8 protein-coding genes and 1 pseudogene are annotated in these 17,556 nt (G+C 64.3%); 5 read left to right on the forward strand and 4 right to left on the reverse strand.

What is annotated here, in order from left to right; all coding sequences use genetic code 11:
* Positions 1 to 16 precede the first annotated feature (16 nt).
* The 3 genes and pseudogenes from Pan44_RS28455 to Pan44_RS00895 form a co-directional block, all read right to left on the reverse strand.
* A complete protein-coding gene (locus Pan44_RS28455; RefSeq protein WP_449257512.1) occupies positions 17 to 1,108 on the reverse strand; it encodes a Gfo/Idh/MocA family protein in 1,092 nt (363 codons plus the stop codon).
* 99 nt (positions 1,109 to 1,207) lie between these two features.
* Positions 1,208 to 2,206, reverse strand: a pseudogene (locus tag Pan44_RS28460) (WD40 repeat domain-containing protein); the annotation flags it as partial.
* Between the two features lie 85 nt (positions 2,207 to 2,291).
* Positions 2,292 to 3,341, reverse strand: coding sequence for a transaldolase family protein (locus Pan44_RS00895; RefSeq protein WP_145034879.1), 1,050 nt, complete (start codon positions 3,339 to 3,341; stop codon positions 2,292 to 2,294).
* 178 nt (positions 3,342 to 3,519) lie between these two features.
* Here Pan44_RS00895 and argB point away from each other — a divergent pair, with 178 nt between their 5' ends.
* The 3 genes from argB (at position 3,520) to Pan44_RS00910 (ending at position 7,026) form a co-directional block, all read left to right on the forward strand.
* Positions 3,520 to 4,401, forward strand: a complete 882-nt coding sequence (argB, locus tag Pan44_RS00900; protein ID WP_231754191.1) for an acetylglutamate kinase — start codon at positions 3,520 to 3,522, stop codon at positions 4,399 to 4,401.
* 21 nt (positions 4,402 to 4,422) lie between these two features.
* On the forward strand, positions 4,423 to 5,466 hold the full coding sequence (gene mtnA / locus Pan44_RS00905) for an S-methyl-5-thioribose-1-phosphate isomerase (protein WP_145026360.1): 1,044 nt from the start codon (positions 4,423 to 4,425) through the stop codon (positions 5,464 to 5,466).
* A gap of 192 nt (positions 5,467 to 5,658) precedes the next feature.
* Positions 5,659 to 7,026: a DUF1501 domain-containing protein gene (locus tag Pan44_RS00910; RefSeq protein WP_145034881.1), complete on the forward strand. Its 1,368-nt coding sequence runs from the start codon at positions 5,659 to 5,661 to the stop codon at positions 7,024 to 7,026.
* Positions 7,027 to 7,030: 4 nt separating this feature from the next.
* Here the strand turns inward: Pan44_RS00910 and Pan44_RS00915 are convergent, their stop codons facing one another.
* Positions 7,031 to 11,743, reverse strand: a complete 4,713-nt coding sequence (locus Pan44_RS00915) for an amidohydrolase family protein (RefSeq protein WP_145026363.1) — start codon at positions 11,741 to 11,743, stop codon at positions 7,031 to 7,033.
* On the opposite strand from Pan44_RS00915, the gene Pan44_RS00920 reads away from it, so the two are divergent.
* Both Pan44_RS00920 and Pan44_RS00925 read left to right on the forward strand, forming a co-directional pair.
* Positions 11,715 to 12,944 (forward strand): peptidylprolyl isomerase, encoded by a 1,230-nt coding sequence (locus Pan44_RS00920; RefSeq protein WP_145026366.1) that lies wholly within the window; start codon positions 11,715 to 11,717, stop codon positions 12,942 to 12,944. The two genes, Pan44_RS00915 and Pan44_RS00920, sit on opposite strands and share 29 nt — an antisense overlap.
* Before the next feature lie 229 nt (positions 12,945 to 13,173).
* The gene (locus Pan44_RS00925; RefSeq protein WP_145026369.1) at positions 13,174 to 17,403 is read left to right on the forward strand and encodes a hypothetical protein; all 4,230 of its coding nucleotides are present in this window, start codon (positions 13,174 to 13,176) and stop codon (positions 17,401 to 17,403) included.
* Positions 17,404 to 17,556: the final 153 nt, after the last annotated feature.

Genomic DNA, 17,556 nt, shown 5'->3' on the forward strand with positions numbered 1-17,556 from the left:
GCCATTGATCGGCCGCTTACTTCAATTTCGCCTTCACGATCTCGGCCGCCTCGGCCCTGGCCTTGGCCATGACGTCCGCGATCGCGACCGGTTTTCCACCCTGCTTCTTGCTTTCGTCCGCAGCGGACATGAAGGCATAGATCTCGAGAGTCTCGGCTTCCGTCACGGGAGGAGTGCCGGTCTTGAAGAACCGGGCGATCTCCGCGAGAAGCGGGAAGTACAGCGACTTGGGGCGAACCTTGGGATCAACCGGCTTTCCCTCGGGATTGTTCAGATCGACCGAGCGGCTCGTCGTTTTCGAAAAAATGCTCAGGCCGTAGGCCGTCTTGGCGCCGCGAATGCCGCGGAACGTTCCGACGCGGCCGCCGGTCCAGGTTCCGACGGCGAGGTCGAACTCCTCGGTCGACGTGCGGCTGACCGTCTGGCATCCCGTCCCCATCGCGGTGAACAGGATTTCCACTCCGTGAATCCCGTACCAGTAGAGGTCCGGGTGCGTGGGCTCGAGGGAGCAGGGGCTGAAGGCGTCGGCTCCCATGATTCCGCCGAACTTGCCGGCGCGGGTGAGCTGGGCGCCCGCCGTAAATCGCAGCGACGACGAGCTGAACACGGGCGTCTGATAGTGCCGGGCGAGCTCATAGATGGCGATGGCGTCCGCCAGACTGCCGGCGATCGGCTTGTCGACGAAGACCGGCTTGCGGGCCTTCAGCACCGGCAGGATCTGTTCGAGGTGCGGCCGGCCGTCGTTCGATTCCAGCAGCACGTAGTCGACGTCCTTCAGTAACTCCTCGATCGAGTTGACGATCTTCACATTCTGGGCCAGCACATCCTTCGTGTAGCCCGGCACGCGACTGACCGAGCCCTCGATGTCGTTGCTTCCCTTGGGGTAGGCCGCCGTGACACGGAAACCCTGAAGCTCTTTTGCCTGGGGAGCAAACGTCGGGGTCTTCGGAGCGGTGGGGTCTTTCGGGTTCGGAAGAATGACCGAGTTGAACTCCTTCGAGAACGCGACGCTGTGCGACGTATCCAGGCCGATGATCCCCACCTTCTTGAAGGCGCCCTCTTCCTCGGGGAACTTGAGATCAGCCGCGAACTGCGGTCCCAGCGACAGCTTCCAGGGATTGCGTCCGCGGGCCGCTTCCGAGCGGGGCTCAACCGGAGCGGGCGACTGGGCGTCCGCCTTCAGCACGTCGGCCACACTCCACAGGGCGGCCGTCTTGTCCATCGACACCGTCAGCAGGGTCGACTCATCGGGCGACAGAGCAATGCGGGAGACCTTTCCGGTGTGATGCTCGAGCGTCGCCAGCTCTTTTCCATCCGCTGCCGTCCAGACTTTGACGAGATTGCCGTCCTGGAACCGTCCGCCCGCTCCACTGATGACGCGCGCCCCGTCCTTCATCGGAACGACGCTGTTGACCGGCCTGCCATGCTTCCCGAAATACCCCCGGGCGATTCCGGTCGACAGGTCGAAGAGGGTGACCCGGTCGTTCATGTCGGCGACATACAGGGTTCCGCCGTCGGGAGAGAATGAAATGTCGGTCGCGCACTTCTCCGGAACGACGTCGAGTGCGCGGGCCTCGGTCCCGTCGCTGACATTCCAGACGCGCGCCACACCCGGCCGGCTGAGACGGGTCTCGTCGCCTCCGGCGGCTGCGATCAGCTTTCCGTCGGCCGAAAAGGCGACGGCGAGCAGCGGTTCACGCACTCCCGAGAGCGCCGGGCGCTCCGAGCCATCTCCCGTGTTCCACAGGCGGACATCGCCGGTCTCCATCGCGGCTGCGAGGATCTGTCCGTCCGGCGAGACCTTGAGGTCGTTGGTGTAGCCTTTGACCTTCAGGGACCGGATGTTGGCGCCGTCCGCCACGTTCCAGAACTCGACGGCCTGGTAACAGCCGGTCACCAGCGTGACGTGGTCGTTCAGCCAGGCGAGACCGCGAACGTAGCCCGACTTCACGGCGATCTCGCGGGCGACCGTGCGGGTCTCGACGTCGACGATGAGCACCTTGCCATACGTGCCGATGGCGGCACGGCGTCCGTCGCTGGAGAACGCGACACTGGTTCCCCAGTCGGGAAGCGTAAAAACGGCCAGGGGCTTCGGCCCCGTCGCCGACTTCACACCGAACTGGGCTTCGACAGGCGCTGCAACATGGAGCAGGAACAGGAGCGAAAACAGGGACGCCAGGGGACGTCGAGTGGAAAGCTTCATCATGCGGAGACGATTGCGGGAGAGAGGCGGGGCAAAAGCAGTGGGATCAGCGCCCGGTCGACGCGGCGCGGCCGGCCAGGCGGGGGGATTAACGCAGAGACGACCGCTTTTCCCCGATCAGCGCGACAAGCGCCTTCTGGGGATCAGCAAACTTCTTCAGGCCCTCTTCCATCAGCGTCTCTTCGAGCTTCTGGAAATCGACCTTGGCATCGATGTCGGCCAGAACTTCCTTCGGCGGCAGCTTGTCCACCATTCGCTGGAATGTTTTGGCCGGCATCTTCTGGATCGCGGCGTTCGTCGCCGGCGGATTGGTCTGGATGTCTGCACCGGCCAGCGCCGCGACATATTTGTCCGCCGGGTCCTTATCGCTCTTCACGCCGGTACTGGCGAAGATGATCTCCTGCTGCAGCGGGAGCTTCTTGTCCTTCCAGAATTCCGCATTCTCGGCCCACAGGCGCTGCGCGTTGACGATGCCGACCAATCCCTGGGCGGCCGGGCTGAGCGTGGGAACCTGCTTGGCCGTGTACACGTCAATTCGGCTGACGAAGATGCTGTAGACCGACTTGAACGCCTTGAAGTCCCCGCGCTTCTGAGCGCCGCGCCAGATGGCGTCGCGCGCGGCCTGGTACTGCCGCTGCGAGAAAATGAGGGTGACATTGAGCGGCACGCCGGCCGCGGCGAGATCTTCGAGCGCGGCGAGGCCGGCCGGCGTCGCCGGAACCTTGATCATGCGGTTCACGCGCCCTTTGTGCCACTTGGCCCCGAGTTCCACATAGCGCCGGGCCTTGTCGGCGACGGAGAGCGGGCAGGCCGGGTCCTCCAGCAGCGGGTCGAGCTCGAAGCTCACATATCCATCATTGCCATGGGTCGTTTCATGAACCTTGGCAAACACTTCCTGGGCGCGGCGGACGAGCTTGTCCGTCAGCTGCCAGGCGACGTCATCGTCGCTTGGAAGCTCTTTCATCAGGTCGCGCAGTTCGGCGTCGAACCGGCCGGTCTTGATGAGGTCGGAAATAATGATTGGGTTCGAGGTGGCGCCCGTCGCGCCGAACTGACGGTTCTCGATGACGAGGTCGGGATCGACGCTGTCGAGCCAGAGTTTCGTTCCGCAGGCGACGAGGGATTCGAGCGGCGTCATGGGGTCTCCATCGACAGGTTGGGTCACGCTGTGAGAATACCCTTGGCGAGCGCAGAAAACAGGCCGTTCAAGGTTTGAAAAACGGTCCCTCTGGCCTGTCGTTTCTCCGTCCTGCTACAACACGCTGGCCTCGCCGGGGCGATGACCGGTGGCGCGGAACGACACATTGAGGATGCTGATGGCCGTGGACGATGCGATTCGCAAGGCAGAAGTGCTGGTTGAGGCGCTGGCATGGATCCAGCAGTTTCGAGACCGCTATGTGGTGGTGAAACTGGGCGGAAGCACGCTCGACGACGTCGACGATGTTCGCCGGTGCCTCGCCGACGTGGTGTTCATGGCGGCCGTCGGGATGCGCCCGATTCTCGTTCACGGCGGCGGCAAGAGCATCAACCGCGCGATGGAGCAGGCCGGGATCCAGCCGAAGTTCGTTCAGGGGCGCCGCTATACCGACGATGGAACGCTCGAGATCGTCTCGCGGGTGCTGGCCGACGACATCTGCGAATTGCTCGTGGAAGAAGTTCGGGCCCTTGGCGGCAGTGCGGTAGCGCTCAACTTCCGGTCACAGAACGTGCTCATCGGCGAACGAACGACGCTGCCAGGCGCGGATGGAACGCAGATCGACCTGGGACGCGTCGGCGAAGTGGTGTCGGTGAATCGCGATGTCCTCGCGGCCACCTGTCGCAGCGGCACGATCCCCGTCATCCCCTCGATCGCACTCGACAAAAAGGGGGGCAAGCTGAACGTCAACGCCGATACGGCCGCCGCCGCCGTGGCGCGATTCCTGCGGGCGGAGAAGCTGGTATTCCTCAGCGACGTTCCCGGGATTTTCCGGGACCGCAAGAACCCGGCCACGCTCCTGTCGCACCTCAAATCGGAAGACTGCCGCGCCCTCATTGCCGATGGCACGATCGACTCGGGCATGATCCCCAAGGTCGAGGCGTCGCTCGACGCGCTGAACGCCGGCGTCAAGAAGGTGCATATCATTGATGCGGGAGTGCCGCATTCGCTGCTGCTCGAGGTTTACTCGAATACCGGCATCGGCACGGAAATCGTGCGTTGAGTCGTGATGGATGGTGGACGAATGGCGGTTCGTGCGATTGAGTGGGTCGGCAACGAGACGGGACTCCTGCGTCTCCTGGATCAGACACGATTGCCGACGGAGATTGAGTTCGTCGACTGCCGGACCGTGCCACAGGTGATCGAGGCGATCAAGATGCTGCGGGTGCGCGGCGCGCCGGCGATCGGCGTTTCCGCCGCCTACGGAATCGTCCTGGCTGCGCACGCGGCGACGGGCGACGCGGAGTCGTTCCGCCAGTTGATGCGGGAAGCAGACGAAGCGCTCTTCGCCAGCCGGCCCACGGCGGTCAACCTGGGTTGGGCCCTCAAGGAGATGGGGCAGGTGATTCGCGATGTGGCGTCGCGTCCGCAGGAGGAGCGTCTCCGTGCCCTGCTGGACCGGGCCCGCGAGATCGAATCGGAAGACCAGGAGATGTGCATGGCGATGGGCCGGCATGGCGGGCCGCTCCTCGACCACGCGAAGAACGTGCTGACCCACTGCAACGCCGGAGCCCTCGCGACGGCCGGAGAAGGAACGGCTCTCGCCGTGATCTTTGAAGGGGCCCGCAGAAACCCGGGGTTGCACGTGTACGCCGATGAAACGCGTCCCCTCTGGCAGGGAGCGCGGCTCACCGCCTGGGAACTCGTGCAGAACAACGTGCCGTGCACCGTCATCTGCGACAACATGGCCGCTTCGTTGATGAAGGGGCGACGGATCGACGCCGTCGTTGTCGGCGCGGATCGCATCACGGCCAATGGCGACGTGGCGAACAAGATCGGCACGTATTCCGTCGCCGTCCTCGCGCGGTACCACGGCATCCCGTTCTACGTGGCGGCGCCGAGCAGCACGTTCGACTTCGAACTCGCCAGCGGCGACCTGATCCCGATCGAACAGCGCGCCGCCGGCGAAGTGGCCGAACCCTATGGAGTGCGACTCGCCCCGAAAGAGGCCGGGGTCTTCAATCCGGCCTTCGACGTCACGCCGGCCGAACTCGTCACGGGAATCGTCACGGAGAAGGGCGTCATCTCGCCGGTGAACGCGGACGCGATCCGCGCGATGCTGCGATGATCGGTTCGCAGCTGCTTGAGCGGCGCGGGAGAATGATTCGACACCCGGACGCGAAGAGGAGCGAGTTCAGTTCCCCGGCCTGTTAGCATGCAGCGTCGAGATCAACACGCGTGTGAGACTGTCTGAATGCCCGTTCGCGAGACGAACCCGCTGTGTCGTGGATTCCGGCCCCTGTCGCGCACGCGGCGGGACATGCTCCGCCAGTCGGCTGCCGGTTTCGGCGCTGTCGCTCTCAGCGCGCTGCTCCACGAGCAGTCCTTCGGGGTGGACGGGATTCACGGGCTGCACCACCCGGCCAAGGCCAGGAGCGTCATCTTCCTCTACATGGACGGCGGCCCGTCGCAGGTCGACACATTTGATCCCAAGCCGTTCCTGACGAAGTACGACGGACAGGATCCCGGGAAGCTTTTTAAGGTCGAGGCCACCCAATTCAACAACAACGGGACCGTCCTCGCCAGCCCCTGGAAGTTCCAGCAGTATGGCGAAAGTGGAATCCCCGTCAGCGACCTCTTCCCCCATGTGGCCCAATGCGTGGATGACCTGGCCGTCGTCCGCTCGATGGTCTCCGAGTTTCCCGAACACACGTTCGCCAACTACTTCCTGCACACGGGCAGCGGGATTCAGGGGCGGCCTTCGATGGGCGCCTGGACGACTTACGGACTTGGAAGCGCCTCGGACAATCTTCCCGGTTTCGTCGTCGTCAACGGCGGGCTGATCCCTCCTGGCGGCCTCGACTGCTTCGGCAACGGCTTCCTGCCTGCCAGTTACCAGGGCTCCGTCTTCAAGCCGTCGGGGACGGCCGTCGCCAACATCGAACGCCGCGAGCCGACCGCCCAGGCGCAGCGGCGCAAGCTCGACCTCATCAACCAGCTCGACGCGGTCTCCATCCAGCAGTACGGCGACCACGAAGCGCTCGACTCGGCCATCCGGAACTACGAGCTCGCCTACGAGATGCAGATGGCCGTGCCGGAACTGATGGACCTCGCCCAGGAACCGAAGCACATCCGCGACCTGTACGGGCTGGATGCCGAGTTCAACCACACACGCACCTTCGCGGCCGAATGCCTGCTGGCCCGCCGGCTCGTCGAACGCGGAGTGAGGTTCGTCGAACTCACCTGCCCCCACGCCGCAGGCGACCGCTGGGACCAGCACAAGGAACTGGTCAAGGAGCACGGCCGGAATGCGCTCGCCGTTGATCAGCCGATCGCGGCGCTCCTGACCGATCTCAAGCAGCGGGGCATGCTCGACGAGACGCTGGTCGTCTGGGCGGGCGAGTTCGGACGAACTCCGTTTGCCCAGGGCAAGGACGGCCGCGACCACAACCAGTATGGCTTCTCGATCTGGCTGGCCGGCGGCGGAATCAAAGGGGGAACTATCTACGGTTCGACCGATGAATGGGGCTACAAGGCGATCGAAGGCCGGACCGAAATCCACGACCTCCACGCCACGATGCTGCACCTGCTCGGCGTCGATCACACGAAGTCGACGTTCCGCTTCGGCGGCCGCGATATGCGGCTGACCGATGTGAAAGGCCACATCGTGCGGGACATCCTCGCCTGAACGATTACTCCAGGCGCTGCATGTACTTCTCGAACAGCCGGGTCTGCTTGCTCGTCGGCTCGTAGGGCATCCCCGCCACGAACACGCCTTTGATCTGGGTCGTGGGCTGCAGCGGATTGCCGTCCGTGATGACCAGGTCGGCCAGCTTCCCTTTGGTGATGGAACCGGTCTGGTCGCCAAGTCCCAGGATCTTCGCCGTGCTGAGCGTCACTCCCTTCAGTGCTTCCTCTTCCGGTAGCCCGTACGCGACAGCAATGCCCGCTTCAAACGCGACGTTCCGGCTGTTGGTCGGCTGATCGGATCGGAAGCAGAACTCGACGCCCGCCTCGTGCAGCCGTCCGGCATTCGCGTAGGTCGCGTCGAACGGATCAAAGCTGTCGACGGGCACGCGCATCGTGCGTCCGAGAATGCAGGGGACCTTTCGTTCCGCCAGCACGTCGGCCATTTTCCAGGCGTCGCTCGCGCCGGTGAGGATCACTTTGACATCCTGCTCGGCGGCGAAATTGAGGGCCTGAGCCATGTGCTTGCGGGTGTTGGCTTCGATCAGCAGCGGCCGCTCTTTCTTCAGACAGGGACGCATCGCCTCGTAGCGCGGGTCCATCACGATGGGCGTCGCCGATCGCTCGCCGGATTTCGCCGCCGTTTCGTCCCGCGTGCGGGCCGCGTCATACAGCTTCGCCTCGGCGAAGAAGTCCGAAATGTCTTCGACCGATTTCGAATCGTCGGGCCAGTTCAGTCTCAGGCCCGCGTAGTAGTTGCGAACCATCTTCTCGGCCGTCCATCCACCAGTCTGCACGAGCGACGCGTGTCCGCATACGAGTCCGCCGACGGGCTGTACGAGCGCCATTGTGACGCCTCCGGCGCGATTCACCGGGATCAGTTCGGATTCGGCGTTCACGCTGATCCCCGCCCGGAGGTCCGGCTGCAGCCGGCCGATCTCGGCTGCGTCGACCGTCTCGACGACTTTGGCCACTTCCGAGAGACCCAGCGTCGTGCCGGCATCGATCAGACCGGGATAGACATGGAGCCCGGCCGCATCAATCAGGCCGGCGTTCTCAGGAATCGTGACGTCTTTCCCCACGGCGGCGATCCGGTCGCCATCGATCAGGACGACGCCCTCCGAGATGGCCGGTCCGTCAACGGGGTGGATCGTCGCGCCGGTGATCGCGTACAGCCCTGGCTTTCCTGCGGGCAAGTCAAACTTTCTGGCCCGCACGTCTTTCTTTGCCAACCCCATCCCGGGCTTCGCCGGACCGCGGGCCGCGGCCGCAGGAGACATCGCCGACGGCTGCTTCGCCCGCTGAAAGACGACGTTGCCTTCGATGACCGTCATCTCGCAGCGCGTGAAGCCGTTGAAGGGATGGCCGTTGAAGATCGCGAGATCCGCATCCTTGCCGACTTCGAGCGAGCCGACTCGGTCGAAGATCCCAAGCTCCTTCGCCGCATTCACCGTGACCATCCGCAGCGCATCCTGCCACGGCATGTTGCCGTAGCGAAGCGATTTTGCGGCCTCGAGATTCATGTGCCGCATCAGCTCGGCATCATCGCTCTTGATCACCGTGTTGATGCCGGCCTTGTTCAGGACGGTCGTGTTGTAGGGAACGGCGTCATATGCCTCGATCTTGTAGGCCCACCAGTCGGAGAATGTGCTGCAGCTGGCGCCGTGGGCGGCGATTTCGGGAGCGATCTTGTAACCCTCGAGCACGTGCTGCAGCGATCGCACGCGGACGCCGACTTCCTCCGCGGCGCGGAGCAGCATCAGGATTTCGTCAGCCCGGTAGCAGTGGCTGTGGATGAAGTTCTCGCCGCTGACGATCGCCGCCAGCGTTTCCAGACGCAGGTCCCGACGCGGCGGGAGCAGGTCGTCCGCCTTGTCGCCGGCCGCCTTCCGGGCCTCTTCAAAGTGCATCCATTCCCGCCGGTAGTCGAGCCCTTCGTAGAACGCACGTTTGATCGTCGCCTCGACGCCGAGCCGCGTATTCGGGAACCGGCCGGTGCGGAACTTCACGTTCTCACCCAGGGCGAACTTCACGCCCGGAGGGACATCCGGCATGAGATGGTTCTTTGCCGATTCACCGACCTTCAGCTTGACGATCGCATGCTGGCCTCCGATGGAGTTGGCCGAACCGTGCAGCAGGCGCACAGTCGTCAGTCCCCCTGCCAGGGCGCGGTATTCATTCGGGTCGTCGCTCTGGAGGACATCCCCGACGCGCACTTCGCAGGTGATCGATTCGGACGACTCGTTGATCCCGCTGGTATTGCCTCGAAGCATGATGTGGCTGTGGGTGTCGATCATTCCGGGCATCACCCACAGGCCGGCCAGATCGATCACGTCCATCCCCTCGTCGGGAGTCACGTCTTTCCCGATCGCCGCGATCTTCCCGCCGCGCACAATGATGGACGAGTTCTTGAGGACCTCGCCTGTGCCGGTGATGATCGTGCCGCCCTTGAGGAACAGGTTCCCCGTCGGCTTCACATGTCGCTGGCGACGATCGGCCGGAGTTTCGGTCGGAAGGTCGATGTTGGGCTCTGGCTTCGCGGTCTTTTCGGAGTCATCGTCGAGCGCGAGTTTGACAGGCGGCTTCTCGTCCGTTTTCTTTGGGTCGGAATTCTCAACAGCCGTCGACGGCTTCTTCGTGGCCGACCATCTGGCCGGCGCTCCAAAGGGCGACTCCAGAGTTCCCTCCAGTTTCGGCTCATCCTTCGAACCGGTCTGTTTTCCGGCGAACTTCAGTTCGATCTGCTTCGAGCCTGCACCGATCTCCACCCGGAACTTCACGTTCTGGCCGGCGAGGGAACCGCCGAGGACCCGCCCTGAACCGGTCGGGCTGGTGAACTCGCCTTCGAAACGGGAGCCGCTCGACTTGAGCGAAAGCGTCCCTTCGGTCGTGGTCATCTCGCCTGCAGCGATGGCCAGTTTCCATTCGCCCGCCAGAGCGCTCGCATCGGCAGGCAGGTCATCGACCTTGTCGCCGGCCGGCGCGTCTTCTTTCCTGGAATCGTCCTTCGCATATTCGAACAGGTAGCCGTCTGCGATGACGTAACGGACCTTCGTCCCCTCCTGCTCCAAGGGCTTCGACAGCACGACGACGTTGCCCCAGCGTCCCTTCTCGAGCGTCCCGGCGCGTTCACCCAGCCCCAGGATCGCCGCGGCATTCGTCGTCAGGCCGGCGAGGGCGTCCTCTTTTGAAAGGCCTTCCTTGATCGCCTTCCGCAGGTTGGAGAACAGCTCGCCCTCTTTCAGGTTCTTCGAACTGAAAGCAAACGGAACCTTCGCGGAAGCGATCTTCGCCGGCCCGCTGACCCGCAGCGTCCATTCGGCCTGCCGCGATTCGCGGACTCGCTGCGGGGCGGCAAACTCGTCGGCGAGTTTTCCAGCCTCCGGCTTCTTGAGCTTGTTCTTCTTCTCGATCTCCTCGGGCGAATCGCCGAAGTCGATCTCGAAGACGACCGGCGCTCCCGCCTCCCTGATCCGCTCGACGCGGTCGGCGGCAGAATGTCCGCCCCAGAGCACCGGCTTGAACTGGAACTCGGCTGCGAAATCGAGGGCCCGGTCGATCCGATCGGCCGACTCCGCCCGGAACAGCGCCCTGGTGCGACCTTCCAGCAGATCGTTGATCGCGTCCAGGACGTCATCCTGTGGCGGACGGGCAACCCCCTCGACCCCCTTCGCGTACAGCGCCTGGTGCTTGCGAGAGCGCTCGGCGTCGAGCATGGCCTGGCGCAGGTGGGCGAACACACCGAGCCCAACGGTCGGATAGGCGTAGCCCTCTTCCTGCGACGCCGTCCGCCGTGACGACGATTCGGGCGCCGACGAACGGGGCGGGGGACTCATATCGAGCGACTGAAACCGGGTCGCCGGCAGCAGCGACTCCCGTGGAGGGGCACCGCTGAGTGCCACGACGCAGCCTTCACCTGCCAGGATCGGCTCCGCGCGAATCGCATGGGCCGTCGTGAAGCCCAATTTGCGCAACGACTCGGCCGACGACGAAACCGTCAGCTGCGTGGCCACCTGAAATTCCGGAGTGATTCCCCGGCGATTGTCTTCCGGCATCCCGGCGAAGGCGAATCGCCCCGATTCCGGGGAGCGGCGCTTCTGCGGCTGCGGCCCATTCTCCCGATTCCAAAGATCATCCCGCGCCGCATCAATGAACCCGGCGTAGACGACCGATCCCTTTCCGTCGATCACCCGGGCATCGGCCGGAGGGGCCACGTCTTTCCCGACCGATTCGATCAGGCCTCGTCGGATGACGACGGTCGCCGAGTCGAGTTCCTCACCCGGCTCGATGACGACTCGGGCATCCCGGATGGCGATGCAGTCGACCTGGAAGCCGGCCGCGCGTTGCGTCGGTCCGGCGGCCTGGGGAACGGTACCGCCTGGCAGGAGGGCCAGAACCAGGGCCAGGATCGGCAGTGCCTGCCGCAGTCGGGAGGCAGGCAGAATTCGGTCGAAAGCGGCTAAAGAAGCGCCAGGACCACGAAATTCGTTCACTCGTCGCATGCAAATTACCCAGATTAAGGCCGGGGCGACTCTAACAGCCGAAATGACGAGCGGCCACAACGGTTTATCAGGAACGCCAGCCGAAAACCGCCGTTGCGGCTCTTTTTTCAGGCGGCGTATAAGCCCGGACGGTATCCCCGTCGCGACTTGCGACGTTTCGTCCGATTTGCCCCCGGCCTGATCCTTCATGGTTCGCCTGTTCGTCATGACGCTCATTCCAGCAGCCCTGATGGGCTGCGGAGGGCGGTCGTACAAGGTGGACCACCCCGTGGTCGGACCGGCTCCGCCGCGCATTTCGGCGAGCCGCGCGATGGCGATGGCGGACGAAGATCCACAGGCCCGCGGACAGTCGGACCACGTCCAGCTCGTCTCGACCAGTTCCGACAGGACGAAGCCGTTCGAAATGACCGACGTCATTGCGACGGTGAACGGCAAGCCGATCCTCGTCGCGTCCGTCCTCGGCCCCTCCCGGGCGCAGGTCGAAACCATCCGCAAGAAGGTTCCGCCGGCGCAGTTCCGCCAGATCCAGGAACAGACGCTCCGCGAGCAGCTCCCGACTCACGTGGAGCAGGCGATGATGGTCGCCGTCATGGAAACCAAGCTGAACGCCGACCAGACCAAGGCGGTCAACAGCCAGATCGACATGCTCTTCGAGAAACAGCTCGAAGACATGCGGTCCGGAATGGAAAAGCGACTCGGACGTCCCTGCTCGATCGCCGACCTCGAGGCCGACATCCAGGGCCAGGGCATGACCATTTCCGTCATGCGGAAAATGTTCGGCGACAAGGCCCTGGCCCAGCAATACATCATGGGCAAGCTCGAGAAGGCCGAGCCGATCAGTCGGCCCGAACTGCTGGCCGCCTACCGCGAACGCGTCCAGGAATTCAGTGAAGCCCCTGCCGTCAAATGGCAGCAGATTCAGGTCTCCTACAAGAACTTCGACGACGAAGCCCAGGCCCGCCGGCATGCCCAGGCGGCCCTCACCGAGCTTCGTCAGGGCGTCCCGTTCAAGGACGTCGCCGGCAAGTACTCGGACGGTCCCGACGCCGCCAACGGCGGAAACTGGGACTGGACCCAGTATGAAAGCGTCCTCAACGAGCTGCGCGACCCGCTGTCGAAGCTCCCTCCCAGGACACCCAGTGAAATCATCGCGACGCCCGTCGGCCTGCAGATTGTGCAGGTGGTCGAGCGACGCGAGTTGACGACGAAGCCCTTCCAGGAAGTCCAGGAGCAGCTTCGCGAGGAGATTGCTGATACGCGCCACAAGGCACGCATCAAGTCGATCCTTGAAGAGCTTCGAAAGGAATGCGTCGTCACGACGATTTTCGATGAAGCGGACCCCTCTGATCCGGCAACTCCCGCCGCTCCCGGAGCCGCTCCACAGGCATTTCCCACGAATTCCCCGGAAGGGGGTTGACCGTGTTTCGCACGGTTCAATAACTACGCCCCTCCTGGCGTTCCCTCGCCAGATCATGTCCCCCCTTTTCGCGGATTGAAGAGTTGTCCGGTTGCTTCAGCAGGTGTTCCCCACGCCTGCCGGAGACCAATGGGCCGGCAACAGGCGGAAGCGTTCGCAACCGCTTTTCGATCCACATCTCCCAAGTCACTTCACGTCACCTCAGCCCCCTCGAGTGGTGATTTCAGTCATGGCGCGACATCGACACAACCAGCACGGATCGGGCCTCCGCTCGAAGGAGGGATCCGCCACCGCCAAGATCCTTGGTTTGGTGGTCTTCAGCGGCCTTGCAGCAGGCAGTGCCTGGCTGGCCGGCGGACTGCGGGCACAGGAACGCCCGCCCGCAGAAGACAATCCCTTTGAACAGTACCGCCCGCAGGCGAGTGCTCCGGCAGCGGCTCCCGCTGCCGAGGCCGCTCCGCCTCAGGCCTTCCAGCGCTCGACGCGCACGGTGACGCCCAACATGGACGTCAACCGCCGTCGTGTGCAGGACCACATGCGGCAGGCCAAGTCGGCCTTTGCCCAGGGCGACCGTGAGGAAGCCGAACGCAATGCCTCGCTGGCAGAGCGGATGGCCACCCAGATGAAGGTCTCCTTCCGGCCGAACGAGCAGACACCGACGCAGCTCCTGGCGGAAATCCGCGGAGTGCCCGCCGACACCATGCTCGCCGGTTCGCGCCCGGCCGGGATGGCGCCGACGAAGCCGACGCCGGAACTCGCCAGCCCGAGCGGTCCCAGCGAAGACTTCCTTGCTAAATTCAGCGCCGACGCGGTTCCCCAGCCGCCCGTCCGCAAGACGGCCGCCGCCAAGGGCGAACAGACGCCCGAAGACAAGGCCGCACTGGCCGCGTCGCTGCTCAAGCATGCTCGCGAGAAGATCGAGCTGCAGCACTACGATGAAGCCCGCTCCCTCGTTCTGGAAGCGGAAAGCCTCAATGCCGTCTACGGAAACATCGACGACCGGCCCGACCTCGTCATGGCCGATATCGACCGCCGCACCGGGGAGAAGTTCATCTCCGGCAAGCCGCGTCCGATGGTCGCCTCGGCCGAATCGTCGACCGACGAAGCCCGGGCGCTGATCGCCCAGGCCCGCCAGCACCTCGCCACCGGCGACGTCGCCAAGGCTCGGACCGCCGCCGAACAGGCCCGGTCGATGAATGCCGTCTACTCCCCCGTCGATGACCGGCCGGAACTCGTCCTCCAGGACATCGACGCCCAGGCTCAGGCAGCGGCCGTCGTGGCCTCCGCCGCGCAGCCCGCGGCTCCCGCCCAGTCGGCCCGCCGCAAGCAGGCCCTGTCGCTCCTGAACCAGGCCCGCCAGGCACTGCAGAAGGGTGACGTCGAAACCGCTTCGACCCTCGCCGCCGAATGCGAAGCCCTGGAAGTCGCCTACAACGAATTCGAAGACCGTCCGGAAATCCTCCGCGAAGACATCAAGCGTCTCGTCGCCAGCCGCTCCCGCAAGCAGGAGCCGGTGACGGTGGCTTCGGCCGAAGCTCCGTCGGCTCCGAAGCGTGACCGTGCGGTCATGGACCTCTCCGGCAAGTCGGCTGACGAACTGTTCCAGATCGGTCGCCAGGCATATCAGTCCGGCAACCGGGAACTGGCCTACGAAGCGTTCCTCGCCTGCCGTGAGACGGGCGAGAAGATGGAACCCCGTCGTCAGAAGCAGCTCCAGGACGCGTTGAGCGCCCTGTCGCCGAAGAAGAATTCCATCCAGCAGGCGAGTGCCGAACAGGCCGCTGCCTGGCCCGAACTGCCGCAGTCTCCTCTCGACCGCCACATGACGGTCGCACAGGTCCGCTACGACAAGGTCCGCACCGAAACGCTGAACGCCATCGTGCTCGCCGAGCGGATGCGCGATCGTCAGCCGGAGCAGGCCCTCACCAGCCTCGACAACCAGCTGAAGTCGATCGAATCGGCCGGCCTGACGGACGACCAGACCAAGTCGCTCGTCGCGACTGTCCAGCAGACCCGGAACGCGATCGAAACCTACGCCAAGCAGCGTCAGCCGATCCTGAACCAGGAGCGGAAGAACACGGAAACCAAGGAACTGATCAAGCGCGACATTGAAACCAAGTTCAAGGTCGAGCAGGAGATCGCGAAGCTCGTCGAAGAATTCAACGACCTCTACGACCAGCGTCGGTATGCGGAAGCTCACGCCAAGGCCCTCCAGGCCCGCGAGCTCAACCCGCGTGAACCGGCCGTCGTGATGTGCGTGGAAAAGAGCCGGCTGGCGATGCAGGTCGCCCGCAACGAAGAGCTGAAGGAAAAGAAGGCCGATTCGTGGCTCGCGGCCATGAACGACGTGGAAGACACGATGGTCTTCGACGTCAGCGACGCGAAGCCGATGGCCTTTCCGAAGAACTGGGACGCCCTGAGCAAGCGGAAGCCCGGTGCCACGGACGCTGTCGAGTACAGCCAGGCCGAGCTGCAGATCAAACGTGCCCTGAAGGAGACGATCTCCCTCAACTTCAACGATGCTCCCTTGTCGCAGGTGATCCAGTACATCGCCGAGCAGAAGGGCATCAACGCGAAGATCGACCAGGCGGCCCTGGCCGACGAAGCAGTCTCTGCTTCGACCCCGGTGTCGATCAACATTCACGGACTGAAGCTGAAGAGCGCCCTCGATTCGCTGCTGGCCGAAATGAACCTCGGCTACACGATCGAGAACGAAATGCTCGTCATCACCAGCAAGCTGCGGGAACGCGGCGAACTGGTGCAGAAGGTCTACCAGGTGGCCGACCTCGTGATTCCGATCACGGTTCCCGGCTCCTCGGCCGCCCTTCGCCCGGGCACCGGTTACGGTCCCTTCGACAACCAGCTGAACCCCGGTCTGCCGCAGATCGCCAACGGAGCTGATCCGTTCGCGAACCTGACGGGACTGAACACGCCGAACAACGCTGCGAAGTCGCTCGGCGGAACCGGCAGCAATGCCGACTTCCAGTCGCTGACCAACCTGCTGACCGACGTGATCGATCCGCAGAGCTGGTCGGAAAACGGCGGCCAGGCGACGGTCAACTCGCACGAGAGCACGCTGTCGCTGGTCATCCGCCAGACGCAGCGGGGTCATGAAGAAATCGCGGACCTGCTCGATCAGCTCCGCCGTCTGCAGGACCTCCAGGTCACCATCGAAGTGCGGTTCATCACCGTCAGCGACGACTTCTTCGAACAGATCGGCGTCGACTTCGACTTCAACATCAACGACTCCGTCGGCGGTCCGACGGTCGACAACCAGTTCAACCCGATCCGTCCCTTCGGCTCGACCGATCCGACCAACGGCTTCACCGGCGTAGCTACCTCGACGACGGGCGGAACCGGCGGTACGGCGGGCACCTCGGGCACGGGCGGCGGAACGGCTGGCACGACCGGAACGTCGGGCGGAGCTGGCAACGTCGGCAGCTCGTCTCCCTTCGGAACCGGTCCCCGCCTGAACCTGCTCGGTCGCGACAGCTGGGGTTCCGGCAAGGTCGTGGGCCTGTCGGGCAACAACCCGCTGACGTTCACGAACGACCTCGACATGCAGTTCCGTCAGGGTTCGTTCGACATCGGTGTGCCGACCTTCGGCAACCCGCAGGCAGAAGCCGGTATGCAGTTCGGTATGGCCATCCTGAGCGACCTGGAAGCGTTCCTGTTCGTCCGGGCGGCCCAGGGAGATCGCCGGTCGAACATCATGTTCGCCCCCAAGGTAACGCTCTTCAACGGCGTCCCCGGCTCGGTCTCCAGCCAGCTCCAGCAGCCGTTCGTGGTGTCGGTGACGCCGGTGGTGAGTACCTTCTCGGTCGGCTTCCAGCCGGTGATTCAGACGGTGTTTGAAGGTGTGCAGCTTGGTGTGTCGGCAGTGGTCTCCGCAGACCGCCGCTATGTCCGCCTCGCGGTCGCTCCCTTCTTCCAGAACATCACGGACGTGTTCACCTTCTCCTTCTTCGGCGGGTCAGGCAGCATCGGCGGCGGTGCGGTCACCGGCGGTGGAGCCGGCGGCGGTGGCCTCGGTGGCGGCCTCAGCGGCGGAGCCGGTGGCGGTGGTGTCGGTGGCGGTGGAGTCGGTGGTGGAGTCGGCGGCGGACAAGGCGGTGGTGTCGGCGGCGGCCAGGGTGGACAGACTGGTGGCCAGGGTGGCCAGCAGGGTGGTGGTGGAGCCCTCGGGCAGATCACCCTCCAGCAGCCGGTGGTCGACGTCGTCAGCGTCAGCACGGTCGTCAGCGTGCCGGACGGTGGAACGGTCCTCCTCGGCGGCGTCAAAACCCTCCGCGAAGGCCGCAACATGGCCGGCGTCCCGATCCTGAACAAAATCCCCTACGTCAGCCGTCTGTTCAAGAACACGGGTGTCGGTCGCGAAACCCAGAGCCTGATGCTCATGGTGACGCCGCGAATCATCATCCAGGAAGAAGAAGAACAGCTCCTGGGCGTCGCGGACTAACTGGATGTTCCCTTGATGGTCGCTGCTGTGTCCCCCCGCGGCAGCGACAGCCCCCTGTGACTCGTCTCAGGGCTCTGAGCCGTCGTTCGCCCCCCAAGGCAAACGACGGCTCTTTTTCGTTGTGTCGCCTGAATCATCAGGTTGGCGACCGCC

It is taken from the genome of Caulifigura coniformis (genome assembly GCF_007745175.1).
GTDB classification, from domain to species: domain Bacteria; phylum Planctomycetota; class Planctomycetia; order Planctomycetales; family Planctomycetaceae; genus Caulifigura; species Caulifigura coniformis.